Raw genomic sequence first — 15638 nt, forward strand, 5'->3', positions numbered from 1 at the left:
CCGCCCCTACGCGGTTTTCAAATGTGGGCGTTCGGCCAATAGATTCGACGCGGCGCGGGCAATCATCAGTTCTTCATTCGTCGGGATCGCCATGACCACCACGCGGGACAGATCAGTTGAGATGATCAGGTCATTATCCGCATTTGCATCCGGGTTCAGTTCTATCCCTAGCCACCCCATTCCAGAGCAAACCCGGTCGCGTACCAAACGCGAGTTTTCTCCGATCCCGCCAGTGAAAACCAAGGCATCGATGCCACCCAGAATAGCCGCCATCGCTCCTAGTTCGCGTCGAATACGGAAGGTGAAATAGCTGATCGCCTGGCGGCTTTCAGGCGTGTCCGCTTTTTCCAAGGTTCGCATATCATTCGATAGCCCGGAAAGGCCCAGCAAGCCCGACTTGCGGAACAGAAGGTCCGAGATTTCGTCAGCGCTGAGCCCTTCCTGTTCCATCAGGTACAGCACCACGCCGGGATCAAGCTGGCCGCAACGTGATCCCATTGGCAGCCCGTCCAGAGCCGAAAACCCCATGGTGGAGCCCACGGACCGTCCGCCGATCATTGCACACATCGACGCGCCATTTCCCAGATGAGCGACGACCACCCGCCCTTCGTGCAGCAGCGGGGCCGTTTTTGCCATGTGGTCCGAGATGTATTCATAGCTCAGCCCGTGAAAGCCATAGCGACGGACACCCTTGTCGTAATACTCGCGCGGCAGCGCAAATACGTCATTTTCCCACGGGTGATTGCGGTGAAAAGCTGTGTCGAAACAGGCAATCTGGGCGGCGTTCGGAAACCGTTCCATCGCCGCCTTCGCCCCAGCCAGATTGTGTGGTTGGTGCAATGGTGCAAAGGGTGAAAGCTTGTCCAGCGCTTCAATGGAGGCTTCGGTCAGCGGTAGCGGCGCATCGATATCCGGACCACCATGGACAACACGATGCCCTACCGCAGTCACTTCGCTGTTGGGGAAAGAGCGTGCCAGCAGATTCAAAACCCAATCCAGGGCAGCAGCGTGATCGTGGATTTCGCCCGCTGTGCCACTGGCAAGAACACTGCCGTCGGATGACTTGGCCTTGACCAGCGGCTCGCCCTCGCTAATCCTCTCAACTGCCCCGGTGCAAACCATGATCGGATCGTCATTGGTCAGCTCGAACAGACCAAATTTCATCGAAGACGATCCAGCGTTTAATGTCACGACATGTGTCATTCGGGTGCTCCGGAGGGCGAAAGGGTGAATGCATCATGCAAGGCCGCAACGGCACAGGACGCCAGCCGCGCCTTGTCGTCATCAGCCCGGCTGGTCAGAATGATGGGCGCCTTGGCCCCCATCACTACACCCGCACCTTCTGCATTGGCGATATAGGTCAGTTGCTTGGCCATCATGTTCCCGGCATCCAGATTGGGCACCACCAGAATATCGGTTTTGCCTGCGACTTTCGATACAATCCCCTTGGATCGCGCGGCAGCAAGGCTGACGGCATTGTCCATGGCAAGAGGTCCGTCAACCAGCCCACCGGTGATCTGACCGCGTTCCGCCATTTTCGACAGCAGGGCCGCGTCGACCGAAGATCGAATGGAGGGATTGACGGTTTCGATGGCCGACAAAATACCCGCCCTCGGGTTTTCGATCCCCAGCGACAGGGCCAGATCTATTGCGTTTTGGACAATATCAATCTTGGTTTCCAGATCCGGCTCGATGTTGATCGCCGCGTCCGTCACCAACAGCGGTCTGGGTTGTCCGGGCACGTCCATGACAAAGACATGGGTAAAGCGGCGACCCGCGCGTAGGCCATTCTCACGTCGCAGCGCGGCCTTGAGCAGTTCATCCGTGTGCAGATGCCCTTTCATCAACGCCTTGGCCCGGCCCGTAGAAACAAGATCAACCGCCGTATTTGCTGCGCTGAAATGATCGCTCTGCGGTATGATCTCAAACTTGTCCAGCGAAGCGCCGATTTCGGCCGCCGCGTTTGCGATCTTCGTAGGATCACCTATCAAAATGGGGGCAATGATCGTCTCGCGCGCGGCCAGTAAGGCACCACCCAAAGAATTCGGGTCTTCAGGGGCCACAACCGCCGTTGGCATGGGCGGCAGGGGGCGCACCTTATCCAGCATAGCGTCAAAGTGGCGATGGCGTTTGACCACAAGCCCGGGCAATTCCAGCTCGGCAAACGCTAACTCTTTGTCCGGCGCTATGACAATAGCCTGTCCACTGACGATCACTGCACCGTCGGACGGGCGTGTAACGACTGTATCAAAGACAACCTCGCGACCTGGCCGCTTTTCAGCAACCGTGACCTTGGATACCAATTCATCGCCAGCGTGCGCCCGTTCAACAAAGTCAAAGTTTTGCGATTTGTAGAGCGTCCCTGCCCCCGGCAGAACGTTCCCCAAGACGGCCGAGATCAGAGCCCCCACAAACATTGCTGGCGCAACCGCTTCGTTAGTATGGTCGCCATCGCCGTCTTCACTGGCCAGATGGAGCGGATTGTGGTTGCCGGAATTGTTTGCGAACACATAGAAATCGTCGACCGAGCAAGTGCGAACCAGCTCGGCAGTATCGCCGACCTGAAGCTTGTCATAGGGCTTGTTGTGATACTGCATGAACTTTCGATTCTGTTTCGGTCCGTGTGGCGGGGCTGCGAACTCTCTTGCTGATACTCAGTTCAGCGCTCAATGAAAACAATGCAATAAGGCCGACCGTGTCGGTCGTCACATTATGTCCAGTATGCAACGGCTTCATGTCGTTGCGCCCGGAAACTGTGCACATTGCAGATCAGGCGCGCCTCTTTCCGCCGCCGCCCTGTTTTCGCATCGTCAAGCCGATCCGTTTTCGGGGCACATCCACCTCGACAACGCGGACTTTCACAACCTGCCCGGTTTTGACGACCTCATGCGGGTCTTTGACAAAGCGGTCTGCCAACTGGCTGACATGAACCAGCCCGTCCTGATGCACGCCCACATCCACAAATGCCCCGAACGCTGCTACGTTTGTCACGGTGCCTTCCAGAACCATGCCAGGCTTCAAATCGGTGATCTCTTCAATGCCATCCGCAAATGAGGCTGTGACGAAACTTGGCCGTGGATCGCGTCCGGGCTTTTCCAACTCGGCAAAGATATCCCGAACCGTTGGCAGACCGAAATCGTCGGTCACGAACTGTTCGGCCCGCAGCCCTTTTAACGCCCCGTCATGGCCCATGATGCGTCGAATATCGCGTCCACAAGTCGCCACAACGCGCCGGGCGACGTCATATGCTTCGGGGTGAACCGACGACGCGTCCAGCGGCTCTGCACCATCCCGGATACGCAGGAAACCGGCGCACTGTTCGAATGCACGTTGGCCCAGCCGGGCAACAGACAACAGATTTTTACGTGACTGGAACGGCCCATTCAGATCACGATGGGCAACAATGGCTTCGGCCTGTGCTGCTCCCAGACCAGAAACACGCGACAGCAACGGGGCAGAGGCGGTATTCAGATCGACGCCAACGGCGTTCACGACATCTTCAATCGCGGAATCAAGTGACTGTGAAAGCCGGTGTTGATCTACGTCGTGCTGATACTGTCCGACGCCAATTGATTTGGGTTCGATTTTGACCAGCTCCGCCAATGGATCCTGCAAACGCCGTGCGATGGATACTGCCCCGCGCAGCGAAACATCCAGATCGGGAAACTCTCGTGCCGCCATTTCAGAGGCGGAATAAACCGAGGCACCGGCTTCGGACACAACCACCTTTGTCGGCGCCTTCACGCTCTTTGGCAGCAAGGCCAGTGTGTCTGCAACCAACCGTTCGGTTTCACGGCTCGCAGTTCCGTTCCCGATGGCGATCAGTTCGATCTGGTGGGCCGAGATCAGATTGAGGAGTACCGCCTGCGCCCCGCGCACGTCGTTCTTAGGCTGAAATGGATAGAGCGTGTCGGTGGCCACCACCTTACCGGTTGCATCAACAACAGCCGCCTTCACACCAGTGCGGATACCTGGATCAAGACCCAATGCGGTCTTGGCCCCTGCTGGCGCTGCAAAGAGCAGATCCTTGAGGTTGCGCGAAAAGACCTGAATGGCCTCATCCTGCGCACGGCTGCGCAGATCCCCCATCAGGTCGACCATCATGGACAGCGAAAGCTTAACTCGCCACGTCCAGCCCGCAACTTTGCGCAGCCACGCATCCGCCGGTCCCTTCCCGCGCGTTTGCAGATGCGCGGCGACAATTGTTTCGGCACGTGCTGCACCGAATTCGGGTTCCGGAGCAATGTCCAGCGTGACAATGCCCTCTTTCGAAGCGCGCAGCATAGCCAACGCCCGATGCGAAGGAACATCAGCCCAAAGCTCGGAGTGGTCGAAGTAATCGCTGAACTTCGCGCCTTCCTTTTCCTTGCCTTCGATGACCTTGGCACTCAGCAGCGCCTCGCGTTGCATGAAAGCCCGCAGTTCCCCCAACAGACCCGCGTTTTCGGTCAACCGCTCAGTCAGGATATCCCGCGCCCCGTTTAGCGCATCGCGCTGTGTCGGCACCGCCTCGGACAGAAATGCCCCGGCCAGCGTTTCCGGTTCTGCATTGCGGTCGGCCAGAATGGCATCGGCCAAAGGCTCCAACCCGTTCTCCCGTGCAATCATCGCCTTGGTGCGCCGCTTTGGTTTGTAAGGCAGATAGATGTCTTCCAGTTGCGCCTTAGTCTCGGCCCGGGCAACCGATTTGCTCAGATCTTCGGTCAGCTTCCCCTGATCCCGGATCGAGTTCAGGATGGTTTCGCGCCGCGCCTCAAGTTCTCGCAGATAGGTCAGCCGCTCGGACAGCAAGCGCAACTGGGTATCGTCCAAACCGCCGGTAGCTTCTTTCCGGTAACGGGCGACAAAAGGCACGGTTGCCCCATCATCCAACAGTTTGATCGCGGCACCGACCTGATCGGAACGCGCGTTGATCTCGGTGGCGATGGTGCGGGCGATACGGTCCAAAGGAACCTCCAGAAACGACAGTGGAAGGGTTTCTTAACCAGCCGTTTCAATGAGGGGAAGACCCTTGTCGTGATCATTGGGCATCTACCCGCTGAACCCCATGGTCAACGGCGGGATAACCCAGTGCAGGACGGCCTTAACCCCAGGGCATCAGACCACCATAAGGCGCACGTGTGCTCACAGAATGTGCCATCTGGGCAAGAGTTGTCAGATCATAGACCGGCAGCTTCAACTCATCCTGAATGCGGTACGCATAGGGTGGCAGGTCGGTGCATTCCAGAACCACAGACCTGATGTCCGGCGCATCACGTTTCAGCTTGCGTACTGCGTCCAGAACTTCGGCTTCGATCACATCGGTATTCATGCGAGTGCGGGTGTTGCGCAGTATGACTTCCGCGAACTCTGTGGTGTGCTCCAATCCCTGCACGGCAACAGGTATTTCCCCTGCCCCAACGCCTTCGAAATGGCGTGATGTCAACGCGGTGGAATCGGCCGTGATCACGCCAACCGGCGCGCTGGCCCCGGACATGTGATAGGCCAGCGGCACCTGAATCAGGCTGGAGGCAAATACCGGCACCGACACAGCCGCTGCCAGCTCTTTCTGAAACAGCGCAAGAAACCCGCAACTGCCCGTGATGGCGCGCACACCTTCGGCCTCAAGCCGTTGTGCGCCCTTGATGAATGGATCCAGCAATTCAGGCGTCGGGTTATTCAGCAGCGTCGGAACTGTGACACCATCTATCATCTCGTAGAGCACCGGAAATGGCAGGCTCGAAGGGTTCTTGATATGACCCGGAGGTTTGGGGAAATAGCTTTCCAGACACAAAACCCCGATTGAGGCCCCGCAAATGTTCTGTCCGCCTTGGAAAATTGGCATGATATGGTGATCCTTTTTCGAAACTGCGCCTTGTTGAGGTCAGAACCGCGACAAGGCGAATGGGGCCGTTGAGATATTCAGGCGTTGCCCCGACACCATATCAGCCAAAAGCTCTCCGGTTTTGGGGGCCATCATCAGCCCGTAATGGGAATGGCCAAAAGCGCTGAACAAACCTTTGCTGCCTTCAACCGGACCAATTGCAGGCAGGCTGTCAGGGAACGATGGGCGGCGGCCCATCCAAAACTGCGTGTCCGTGGTGTTAAGATCCGGCACCATCGCCCGCGCCTGTTCTGTCAAAAGCGCCTGTTTCCTCGGATCGGGTGGCGCATCGATGTTGGCAAATTCCGCTGTCCCTGCCACGCGCAAGCCGTCCTGCATCGAACTGGCAACCACCTTGGCATCCACATCCATGACAGAGTTTTCCAAGACCGTTGACGGAGTGGGAAACTGCACGTGGTATCCGCGTTCCGCGACCAAAGGCACCGACAGGCCCAAAGGCTTTAGCAGCTCGGCTGACCAGACACCCGCCGCCATCACAACCGTATCGGCGTGAAGCGGGCCCTCAGGTGTCACCAGATGCCATAGGCCATCATCGGGGCGGTTCAGCTTGGTGACTTCGGTGCGCACGAATTCAGCACCCTGCCGGTGCGCTTTGTCGGCCAGCACCGAACCAAGCCGACCGGGTGAGGTAACCCGTGCTTGCCCTTTGATCAGAATCGCTGCTTTAAAATCCCTGGACAAAGCGGGTTCCATCCGACGTAGTTCTGCCCCGTCGATCCGCTCAAGTTGCCCGCCTTTTTCCTTCCGGATCGCATAACCCAGTGCTTTCAAATCAGCCTGGTCTGATTGGCGAAACGCATGGATGTAGTTGGAATCAACAATCAGGTCTTCATGCCCGGTGTTTTGCAAATGCCTACGATAGAGCTCTATCGATGGGCGACAGAGCAGTTCCATTGCATCAGAGATGTTGCGCACGGATTTTTCATCTGACTTTCTCAGAAACTGCAGGCCCCAAGGCACCATCCTGGGCCAGAATGATGCCCTGACAGACAAAGCACTTTTAGGGTCCAGCAACATCTTGGGAATCGTTTTCCAGATACCGGGCACAGCCTGAGGGATCACCGACCAGGGTGAGACCACACCGGCATTGCCGAATGAGGTCTCCTGCCCAGGCTCACCCCGGTCGATCAGCCGTACGGCGATGCCGCGGTCCTGCAGGGAGAGCGCGCAACAAAGGCCGACGATCCCCGCCCCAATGATTGTCACCTGTTCCGACATGTCAGGCCGTGGCTTGAGTGCGGCTACGGGCGATCAACTGGGTCACGATGACCGGTGACGCCACAGCCAGTGCGATCAGGTCCGCCGTTAGTGTCGGCGCGACAAAGATCACACCCGCGATCGACATCAGGACGCGCGAAATCACGTTCATCGGTTGCAGCCAATAACCAACCACTGCTGCCGACAGTGCGATGACCCCCGCGATACAGCTGGCTGCGGTATAGGTGAATTCCAAGAAATCGAACCCGGTCGACGACACGAACAACAAAACCGGCGCATAGACAAAGGCCATTGGCGCGATGACTTTACCCAGCCCAAGGGTAAAGGCGGACAGCCCGGTTCGGAAGGGGTTCGAATTAGCGATGGCCGCCGCCGCATAGGCCGAGGTACAGACCGGTGGCGTGATCTCGGACACCACACCATAATACAGCACGAACAGGTGGCTGGCGATTGGCGGGACGCCAAGCTGGGCCAGCGCAGGCTGCGCAACCGACACCAGCATGATGTACAGTGCCGTGGTCGGAATACCCGCGCCCATCAGGATGCAAACGATGGCGATGAAGACCAACGAGATGAAGAGTTGCAGATCTTCCATGGCAAACAACTGGAAGCTGCCAAACGAGATCATGTTGTAGAGGTCAGCCGCGAGGTTGCCTGCGCCCTGCGTCACCATGAAGCCGATGCGGAAACCGATGCCTGTCGTGTTGATCACGCCAACCACGATGCCCACCGCAGCGGCGGCGGCGCCCACGGCCAGCGAGTATTTCACGCCCAGCTCTACTGCCTGCAGCATCTCTGGCACCTCAATCCGTTTTTGCGGATTCAGTGTCGCAATCACCGTTAGACCACAAAGAATCGCCGTCATGGTCAGGTCAAACCCGCCATTCGAGTATTTCCACAAGACAAAAGCCAGGAACGCTGCAGCGTAAACCAACGTCGGCGGTTTTTTGATCCGCGACATGCCCGCGATGACGGCCAGAGAAATACCGCAGAAAGCGGACATGAACGGCGTATAGCCGGTAAACAGCACCACCAGCAGACCGATCAAAGGCACGATATTGGCCCAACCTTCGGACCAGACAGCTTTGAGCTGCGGCAACTGTTCCTTCGTCAGACCTTTCAGGTTCAGCTTGCGCGCCATCAGGTGCACAACCGCAAAGACGCCAACATAGTGCAAGAGTGCCGGGAAGATCGCCGCAATCACGATGGTAGTGTAAGGCACCTCAAGGAACTCAGCCATGATGAAGGCTGCGGCACCCATAATCGGAGGAGTGATCTGACCACCGGCCGAGGAGGCGGCTTCGACCCCTCCCGCAAAATGGCCGGGGTATCCAAGGCGCTTCATGTTGGGAATTGTCAGCGCGCCGGTTGAAACGGTGTTGGCCACCGAAGAACCCGAGATCGTGCCGAAGAAGGCCGAGGATACCACCGACACCTTTGCCGGACCGCCTGTATAACGGCCCGCCAGAATCGTTGCATTGTCGATGAACAATTGCCCCAATCCGGTGCGCTGTGCGATCACGCCAAAGAGTACAAAGTGGAAGACGATGGTCGAAACGACCCAGAGGGTAACGCCATAAATGCCCTCCTGCGGGAAATACATCGACGACACGAAAGTTTTGAAGTTCACGCCCGGGTGCTGCAACAGCCCTGGGAAATATGGCCCAAACAGGGCGTAAGAGATAAAAACGCAGATGATCAGCGGCAGTACCCAACCCAGCGTGCGGCGGGCAATGTCCAAAACCAAAAGGATGATAACAACACCCAGGAACACATCATAGGTGTTCGGGTTGCCCATGCGGAACGTCTGCTCCTCGATCCCCAGAAACGGAAGGCCGCGCCAAGCGAACCCTACATACAGCGCGGCGACAATACCAAGCGCCATGAACACCAGGTCGTAGACGGGAATGTTACCGATGCGGAACCGGCTGACCTTGAGCGCATAGAGGCTTTTCGATCCAACAATAGGGATGGTCGCGTAGACCAGAATGAACAGAAGGGCCAAATAGATGCCCATATGCCAATGGTCGGCAGGCAGGCCAAATCCGGCGGTAAAAAACTCGTAGAACGCAAAGATCAGGGCAACAACGCGCAGCACCTTACCGGCTGTCGGTGTGACTTCCCGAACAGCAGCGCCTTCGTCGAACTGTTCTTCGATGGCCGCCAATTCCTCGGCCGTCAGCTCATGGTCATCAAGTTTCTGGGTTTCGGACATGATGGCCCCCCGATTGCGCGTACCTTAAGAATTCGGTGCCCCAAAATCGGGGCACCGGAAGAAACGCTAAGTTGCGGTTTCGACTATTGCAGCAAGCCTGCTTCTTTGTAGAACTTCTCGGCACCCGGATGCAGCGGAACACCCAGTGCTTCAACACCGTTCAGCGCGGTATCAGGGGTGATCTGCTTGCCTTTGGCATGGCCATTGTCCAGCAGTTTGCGGGTGTTGTCGTTCCACATGGCCTTGGTCAACTGATAGACCAGATCTTCGGACAGGTCCGCGGAAACCACCAGCATCGCGCTGACAGCGGGCGTTTTGGTCGGCGCGTCGATGCCTTCATAGACACCACCCGGGATCTCCGACGGAATATAAGCCGGGATGATCTCGTTGATCTTGGCCAGGTCTTCGTCGCTGAAGGAATGCAGGTTCATGCCTTTGGTCGAGGATAGCTGCACCATCGCAGCAACCGGCCAACCTGCGGCATAGAAATAAGCATCCAGCTGACCGTCGGCCAGACGTTCGGCGCTTTGGCTGTTGTTCAACTCGGCTTCGTCCATGTTGTCACGGTTGACGCCCCAGGCATCCAGCATCTGCAGCACGGCCACCTGTGTGCCCGATCCGGCCTGCGCGATACCGACGCGCTTGCCTTCCAGATCACCAAGGCTACCAATCGTCTGGCCCGCTGGCAGAACCAGATGCAGGTCCTCGGGGAACAGGTTTGCAACGATGCGCAGCTTGGGGTGTGGCTTACCTTCGAACTTGCCTTCGCCCAGATACATCGAGCGCGTGACGTCCGCCGCAGCCAGACCGGCTTCAAGCTCACCGTTCTGCACGGCGGCGTTGTTGAAGACCGAAGCCGTCGTCGATTGTGCAATCGCGATCAGGCCCGGCACACCACACTGGCCGCCTTCTTCGCAGGGACGCGAGCCCGGAGGGGCCGAAATCCCGTTGGCAATGGTGCCGCCGATCGGGAAATACGTACCACCTGCGCCGCCGGTGCCGATGCGAAAAAAGGTCGGGTCCTGTGCAAGTGCAGGTGCGGCCAGCGCCCCCGCCAACGCCAAACCCGTCAGGCATTTCATAAGTTTCATTCTAAGCTCCCAGTTTTAGATCTATGGATTCGGTGCGTCCGAATTCTGATCAGATCAGCCTAGGCAGAAAATTCATAAATACAAATTTGTTATATTTAATAAAACTAAAGTTTAGCTTATGAATGGACTATGAACCTTATTCAATTAACCGTGTTTCGTGAGGTGATGGAGACAGGCTCTATCTCTCAAACCGCCAAGAAACTGAACCGGACACAACCGGCCATCAGCCTTGCGATCAAGAATCTGGAACGTAGTCTGGGTCTGACCCTTTTCGAACGCAAAGGACGGCGCCTGATCCCTGTGCCCGAAGCGCACTACCTGCTGACTGAAACTGCTGGTGTGCTTGATCGATTATCCTCTATTGCAAGCACGATGCACGGGCTTCTCGAAGGGCATTCCGGCAGTTTGAATATTGCTGCCATGCCAGGCCCGTCGACCATCGCATTTCCGAATTTCATCAGTCGCTCAGTGGGCGGAAACCCTGACATTCGCATCACTCTATCGACACGCAGTTCACCGCAGATCATGGAACTGGCAGCGACACAGAATATTGACTTCGGGTTTGCGGATTTTGAGTATCCGGCTGGCAAGAAGCCCCAGTTTTCCGCCGAAGTCATCAGCGGCGATTGTTTCTGCGCGATGGATCGGGACAATCCCCTGGCACGTAAACAGGCCATTGCGATTTCGGATTTGGACGGAGTTCCCATGGGAGGGCTGCATGCGACGCATCCTTTCCAGAAAAAAGTGCGCCAAGCGTTTCAGTTAGCTTCCGCAACTTACACTCCCAACGTGACCTGTCAGTACTTTCTGCCCCTGCTTCCCTTTGTTGGTTCGGGCCAATGCTGCACGATTGTCGACCCGCTGACCGTCGCCACTGAACGTGAGTTGAACATGTCAAACGGCCGGGTTCAGTTTCTGCCGCTCAAGGAACCGCTGAGATATGAGTATGCGATCCTGTCACCGGATCACCGCCCCCCTTCCCAATTGGCAATTAAAATCAAAGCAGGATGGAAGGCCGAAGTCTTGTCGATGTTGAACCAGACCGGAGCCAATCCCCGAACCGAAGTTGTCTAATCCAAACAAAGCCCAGCTGACAGAAGCCTTCGGCGCTCATATGCTTTTCGCAACGGACACTTCCAGGGTTGTCCTCAACAATTGCGCGTCAATGGGTTTGTAAAGCAGCGGCAGATCAGCTTGCCTGCAGTTTTCCACCAGTTCCGGAGATCGATTGGCGGAAATGATACACCCCGGCAAAGCTCCAAATTCTTGGGTCAAGGCGACTATGGCTTCGATCCCCGTTTCATCATGGTTCAACTGGTAATCCGCGACAATAATGTCTGGGAGGATACCAATTTCTTGCAACAGGCGACTCGCGCCGTCTCCACTGTCTGCTTCCAGCACTTCAACGCCCCAGGACTCGATGGTCATGCTCAAGGCGCTGCGCAGGTTCTCATCGTTTTCGATCAGCAGGGCGACGGTGCTGCATGGCAGTTTGGGGTTGGACGTTTGACGCAAGGAAACGTCATGTGGGGCCACAGGCTTTGTTTTTGCCAATGGGATCTCGACCGAAAACCCTGTGCCCTTCCCCAATTCAGACCGCAGATGGATCGGGTGATGCAACAATCCGCAAGCCCTTTCGACAATCGCAAGGCCCAACCCCATGCCTTCAGCAGCGCTGGCATCTGAATGCAAACGCTGGAACTCCTGAAACACAGTGTCCCGCTGGTCCGGCGCGATTCCGATACCGGTGTCCCACACCTCAAGCGAGACAGATTTCTTGCGCCGCCTGACACCAACCAGAACCTTCCCAGCATCGGTGTAACGGATCGCGTTCGATAATAGATTCTGTAAGATACGCCTTAGATAGCTGGCATCACTTGTAACCGCGACGTCCGAGACAACAAAGCGCAAGTCCAGCCCTTTTGCCTGCGCGACCGGGCGAAACGCGTCCTCCATCTGAGAAAACAACTGACCCAATGGAACAGGAGACAAATGCACCCGGGCCCGCCCTGAATCCAGCTTCGAGATATCCAGTAATGCTTCGAGAATATGCTCAACACTGTTCAGCGCGCTTTCCGCTTTTGCGGCAACGGTCTGAGCGTCTTCCTTGTTCAACCCGCCGCCCAATGACGCGACATAAAGTTTTGCCGCAGACAAGGGCTGCAACAGATCGTGACTAGCAGCAGCCACAAAACGCGATTTTGAGGCGTTGGCACGCTCAGCCTCGTTCAACGCATCGGCAAGTTCCACCGTGCGCGACGCCACCCGCTGTTCCAGCAACTCTTTCGCTTCATACAAAGCTTCAGCAGATTTGCGTTCCGCTGTGACATCGGTGAATGAGATCACAAAACCTCGGTCCGGCATTTGTTGTGCAAAGACCGACAGGATCTTGGATCGCCCTCTGTGCATCTGAAACTGCAAAGGGCGGCGCGACGCTTTGCGACGTACCCAGTTCAACAAGTCTTCTTCAGTGATCCCTTCCTGAAAACTTATGTTTGCGCTGAGCCGGTTAGACAGTGTGTCAAAGCGAGTTCCCATCTGAAACTGGGTGATCGGAATCGCCAGCAATTCGCTGGCCCGATTGTTCCAACCGATAAGGCGGTGTTTATTGTCGAATATGCAGACGCCTTGATCGATATGCTCAAGCGTGGCGCGGATGAGCCTCGCCTTGTCGTCCAGAATCCGGTCCCTCTCCTGCCGTTCGATCCGCATGATGTCGGTCACGTCCGTTTGCAGGATAACCGTCCCGCCATCCGGCGTGCGATGTTCTGACACTTGCGCCCAGCGATTGCCCGCAAGCCGGACGTTGAACACAACATGGTCGTCACTATGTCGATCAAGACGAGCTTTGGCCCACTCCTTCGGTGTTACTTCTTCGGGCAATGACAGGAATGAGGATTGGCTCAGCAACTCGACATATTCGGCAAATCCCAAGCCCGGGTTCAGCCGTTCTCGAATATCGGGCATGTGCAATCCGAAACGGGTGTTGCAAAGCACCAGCTTTTCGTCTCGGTTGAACAGGGCAAACCCCTCCTGCACCGTTTCGATCGCATTGGCGAGATCGGCCCGCGCAGACTCGGTTTCCTGATTGGCCTGCGCCAAACGAGCGTTGGAATCGTTAAGAAGCTCTAGCGCCCGTTCCAGATCATCGGTCCGCGCCCGCACTTCCTGCTCAAGGACAGCGGCCCGTTGAAACTGTGCGTAAGCGGCCCCTGACGCATCGGTGGATTCTTCAACCCGCCGCATCAGCGCCTCGGCGATCCTGCGTAACTTCTCGTTCTGACGTTCTATGGAATCTGAGGGATCCGTGAGATGTTCGATCATGGGCTACTCTTTCTCAGGCGGATAAATCGCAACGCCTGTCAGAGTCTGGTTCACATGGATCGAATTGTATTGTTCGCCATAGGTCGAGAACCCGACCACGTGATTGTGCGCCAGAATGCTCGAAATTTCACGGGTCATCTGCTTTTCTTGCGCTTCCAATCGGCGCAGGATGCAATCGCAACCCAAAATCGTGTCAGGTTGTTGCTTTGCGGATAATACCCCGATTTCCTCTTGAAGGTGCTCGACCATGTCCCGTGGTTTGGCCAGTGTCAGAACCAAACCTTCGTCAATGGCCGAGAAAAACACCAAATCCCCGTTACCTGCAACTTGTTGAATTGCACGGACGTGGTGCTTCCCGCCGATTTGCACGACCACAGGATGCGCCGCAAAGGTGAAAGTCGTCAGTTGTTCGGGATCTTTTCCAAGAATACGGGCGTATTCACGCGCAGCGGGTTCGGCATTGATTTCCTGCACAATCCTTTTGGCCGGGTCCGCCTTGGTCACAACCATACGCCGTTCGGCCGGAAGAAGATGGTCGGTCTTGAACACTTTGATCGGACACCTTGTGCGGACCTGAGTCAGAATGGCCGCATTGGGCAGCGCCTGCCCCTCATGCAGCACATAGGTGCTGTCGAACCGAGCCCCATCCCCTGCCGACCCCCCGAACAACGGCACCGGTCCTAAACCCACGGCCAGTTCAGAAGTCAGCGCGTCCTCTTTGGTCGACAGCCCATCGATCATCAGAAATGTGAATTCATGGCTCCAATCAGGCGCGGTTGCCATCATGTCATGTCGGTTATGGATCATTTCATTGATGATGCTTTCCGCATCAAAGTCGCTGAGGTCAGAGACCAGAACCGTGCGCGTTTCAAAGTGGCTTTGCGGCAAGGCGATCGCGACGATCTTACCCTCGCAATAGCCATCATCCGCTAACTCTCCGGCGGTGGTGCAACCAACAACTGGTGTTGGATCGAAAACCTCTTGGGCTTCGGCAATGACGTCCGATGCATCCGCGTTTGGACTAACGAAAAGTATGACAAGCGCAAATGGCCCGTCACCCAGGTTGTGCTTGAGCGTGCCCACAGCCTGCGCGCTGTCGTATTGAACAAAAGCCGTTTTGACGATGCCTGGCGTGCGGGCCCGGGCCTCTGCCCACCCGACTGCTTGGTCCATCGGGCCTCCTCCCTCAAAGCGCGACAATGGGGTGAGACTATGCCGCTTAGCCTTGGTCTTGCAAGACGCTGGCAAAGGACGCTTTCTTGGCGATCAAAACCGCCTGCGTGCGGCTTTGCACCCCCAGTTTCCGCATGATTGCAGTTACGTGCGCCTTTACCGTGGTTTCTGCAATCGACAGGTCAAAAGCGATCTGTTTGTTCAGTTTGCCTTCGCAGATCAGTTGCAGAATGCGCGACTGCTGATTTGTGAGCGTCGCCAGACGGTTGATCGCGTCACTGTGTTCATCGTCGTTTTCTGCCTCGATCAATACACAGCCTTCGGGCACAAAAATGTCACCGGATTGCACTGCCTCGATAGCCGAGCGGTAAATGTCGCGCTGGCTATGTTTGGGTACGTAGCCCGAAGCCCCTGCCTGAATCACTTGGCTGACAACGCGACTGTCCGTCAGGGATGACACCACGATTACCGGTGCATTTGCAGCGGCCTTCAAGCGTACAAGCCCATCCAACCCGTCAACATCAGGCAAGTTCAAGTCCAGCATCACGGCATCCGGTTTCAGCCCGTTGGCCAACAAATCCATTGCGCCTTCCATGCGATCTGCGGTGTGGATTTCACCGATCTGGGCGACTGTTTGCAAAGTCATCGACAATGCGTCGCAAAACAAAGGGTGATCGTCCACAATCAGAACATTCTTGAAATTGGTCCGTCGGGAGGAATCGGCAAGCATTTG

The 15638-nt window shown here is 56.6% G+C and carries 11 protein-coding genes; 1 reads left to right on the forward strand and 10 read right to left on the reverse strand.

Features of this window, described 5'->3' with window-relative positions; genetic code table 11:
• Positions 1-6 precede the first annotated feature (6 nt).
• The 7 genes from AC2FLD_RS07230 to AC2FLD_RS07260 form a co-directional block, all read right to left on the reverse strand.
• Complete coding sequence (locus tag AC2FLD_RS07230; RefSeq protein ID WP_496668210.1) at positions 7-1203, reverse strand: acetate/propionate family kinase; 1197 nt, start codon at positions 1201-1203, stop codon at positions 7-9.
• Positions 1200-2597 (reverse strand): bifunctional enoyl-CoA hydratase/phosphate acetyltransferase, encoded by a 1398-nt coding sequence (locus tag AC2FLD_RS07235; RefSeq protein ID WP_496668212.1) that lies wholly within the window; start codon positions 2595-2597, stop codon positions 1200-1202. The genes AC2FLD_RS07230 and AC2FLD_RS07235 overlap by 4 nt, the downstream gene beginning before the upstream one ends.
• Before the next feature lie 172 nt (positions 2598-2769).
• A complete protein-coding gene (locus AC2FLD_RS07240; protein WP_496668214.1) occupies positions 2770-4947 on the reverse strand; it encodes a Tex family protein in 2178 nt (725 codons plus the stop codon).
• A gap of 136 nt (positions 4948-5083) precedes the next feature.
• The gene (locus tag AC2FLD_RS07245; protein WP_050603775.1) at positions 5084-5824 is read right to left on the reverse strand and encodes an aspartate/glutamate racemase family protein; all 741 of its coding nucleotides are present in this window, start codon (positions 5822-5824) and stop codon (positions 5084-5086) included.
• Positions 5825-5863: 39 nt separating this feature from the next.
• Positions 5864-7102, reverse strand: a complete 1239-nt coding sequence (locus AC2FLD_RS07250; protein WP_496668216.1) for an NAD(P)/FAD-dependent oxidoreductase — start codon at positions 7100-7102, stop codon at positions 5864-5866.
• 1 nt (position 7103) lies between these two features.
• Complete coding sequence (locus AC2FLD_RS07255) at positions 7104-9317, reverse strand: TRAP transporter permease (protein ID WP_496668218.1); 2214 nt, start codon at positions 9315-9317, stop codon at positions 7104-7106.
• Positions 9318-9400: 83 nt separating this feature from the next.
• Positions 9401-10408, reverse strand: a complete 1008-nt coding sequence (locus AC2FLD_RS07260) for a TAXI family TRAP transporter solute-binding subunit (protein WP_050603772.1) — start codon at positions 10406-10408, stop codon at positions 9401-9403.
• A 129-nt stretch (positions 10409-10537) separates the two neighbouring features.
• Here AC2FLD_RS07260 and AC2FLD_RS07265 point away from each other — a divergent pair, with 129 nt between their 5' ends.
• Positions 10538-11482, forward strand: a complete 945-nt coding sequence (locus tag AC2FLD_RS07265) for a LysR family transcriptional regulator (protein WP_496668220.1) — start codon at positions 10538-10540, stop codon at positions 11480-11482.
• Positions 11483-11518: 36 nt separating this feature from the next.
• On the opposite strand, the gene AC2FLD_RS07270 is transcribed toward AC2FLD_RS07265, so the two are convergent.
• From AC2FLD_RS07270 to AC2FLD_RS07280, 3 genes are read right to left on the reverse strand one after another with little or no spacing between them, the layout of a single operon-like run.
• Entirely contained in the window at positions 11519-13732 is a 2214-nt protein-coding gene (locus AC2FLD_RS07270; protein WP_496668222.1) for a hybrid sensor histidine kinase/response regulator, read from the reverse strand.
• A 3-nt stretch (positions 13733-13735) separates the two neighbouring features.
• Complete coding sequence (locus tag AC2FLD_RS07275) at positions 13736-14905, reverse strand: FIST N-terminal domain-containing protein (RefSeq protein ID WP_496668224.1); 1170 nt, start codon at positions 14903-14905, stop codon at positions 13736-13738.
• A gap of 46 nt (positions 14906-14951) precedes the next feature.
• Positions 14952-15635: a response regulator gene (locus tag AC2FLD_RS07280; RefSeq protein WP_496668226.1), complete on the reverse strand. Its 684-nt coding sequence runs from the start codon at positions 15633-15635 to the stop codon at positions 14952-14954.
• Between the last annotated feature and the right edge of the window lie 3 nt (positions 15636-15638).

The organism is Ruegeria sp. CDSA021, from assembly GCF_059612325.1.

Excerpts from the sequence above, each read along its gene's own strand:
- AC2FLD_RS07270 (WP_496668222.1), bottom strand. The coding sequence starts at position 13,732 with ATGATCGAACATCTCACGGATCCCTCAGATTCCATAGAACGTCAGAAC.
- AC2FLD_RS07230 (WP_496668210.1), bottom strand. The coding sequence starts at position 1,203 with ATGACACATGTCGTGACATTAAACGCTGGATCGTCTTCGATGAAATTT.
- AC2FLD_RS07255 (WP_496668218.1), bottom strand. The coding sequence starts at position 9,317 with ATGTCCGAAACCCAGAAACTTGATGACCATGAGCTGACGGCCGAGGAA.
- AC2FLD_RS07260 (WP_050603772.1), bottom strand. The coding sequence starts at position 10,408 with ATGAAACTTATGAAATGCCTGACGGGTTTGGCGTTGGCGGGGGCGCTG.
- AC2FLD_RS07235 (WP_496668212.1), bottom strand. The coding sequence starts at position 2,597 with ATGCAGTATCACAACAAGCCCTATGACAAGCTTCAGGTCGGCGATACT.
- AC2FLD_RS07245 (WP_050603775.1), bottom strand. The coding sequence starts at position 5,824 with ATGCCAATTTTCCAAGGCGGACAGAACATTTGCGGGGCCTCAATCGGG.
- AC2FLD_RS07250 (WP_496668216.1), bottom strand. The coding sequence starts at position 7,102 with ATGTCGGAACAGGTGACAATCATTGGGGCGGGGATCGTCGGCCTTTGT.
- AC2FLD_RS07275 (WP_496668224.1), bottom strand. The coding sequence starts at position 14,905 with ATGGACCAAGCAGTCGGGTGGGCAGAGGCCCGGGCCCGCACGCCAGGC.
- AC2FLD_RS07280 (WP_496668226.1), bottom strand. The coding sequence starts at position 15,635 with ATGCTTGCCGATTCCTCCCGACGGACCAATTTCAAGAATGTTCTGATT.
- AC2FLD_RS07265 (WP_496668220.1), top strand. The coding sequence starts at position 10,538 with ATGAACCTTATTCAATTAACCGTGTTTCGTGAGGTGATGGAGACAGGC.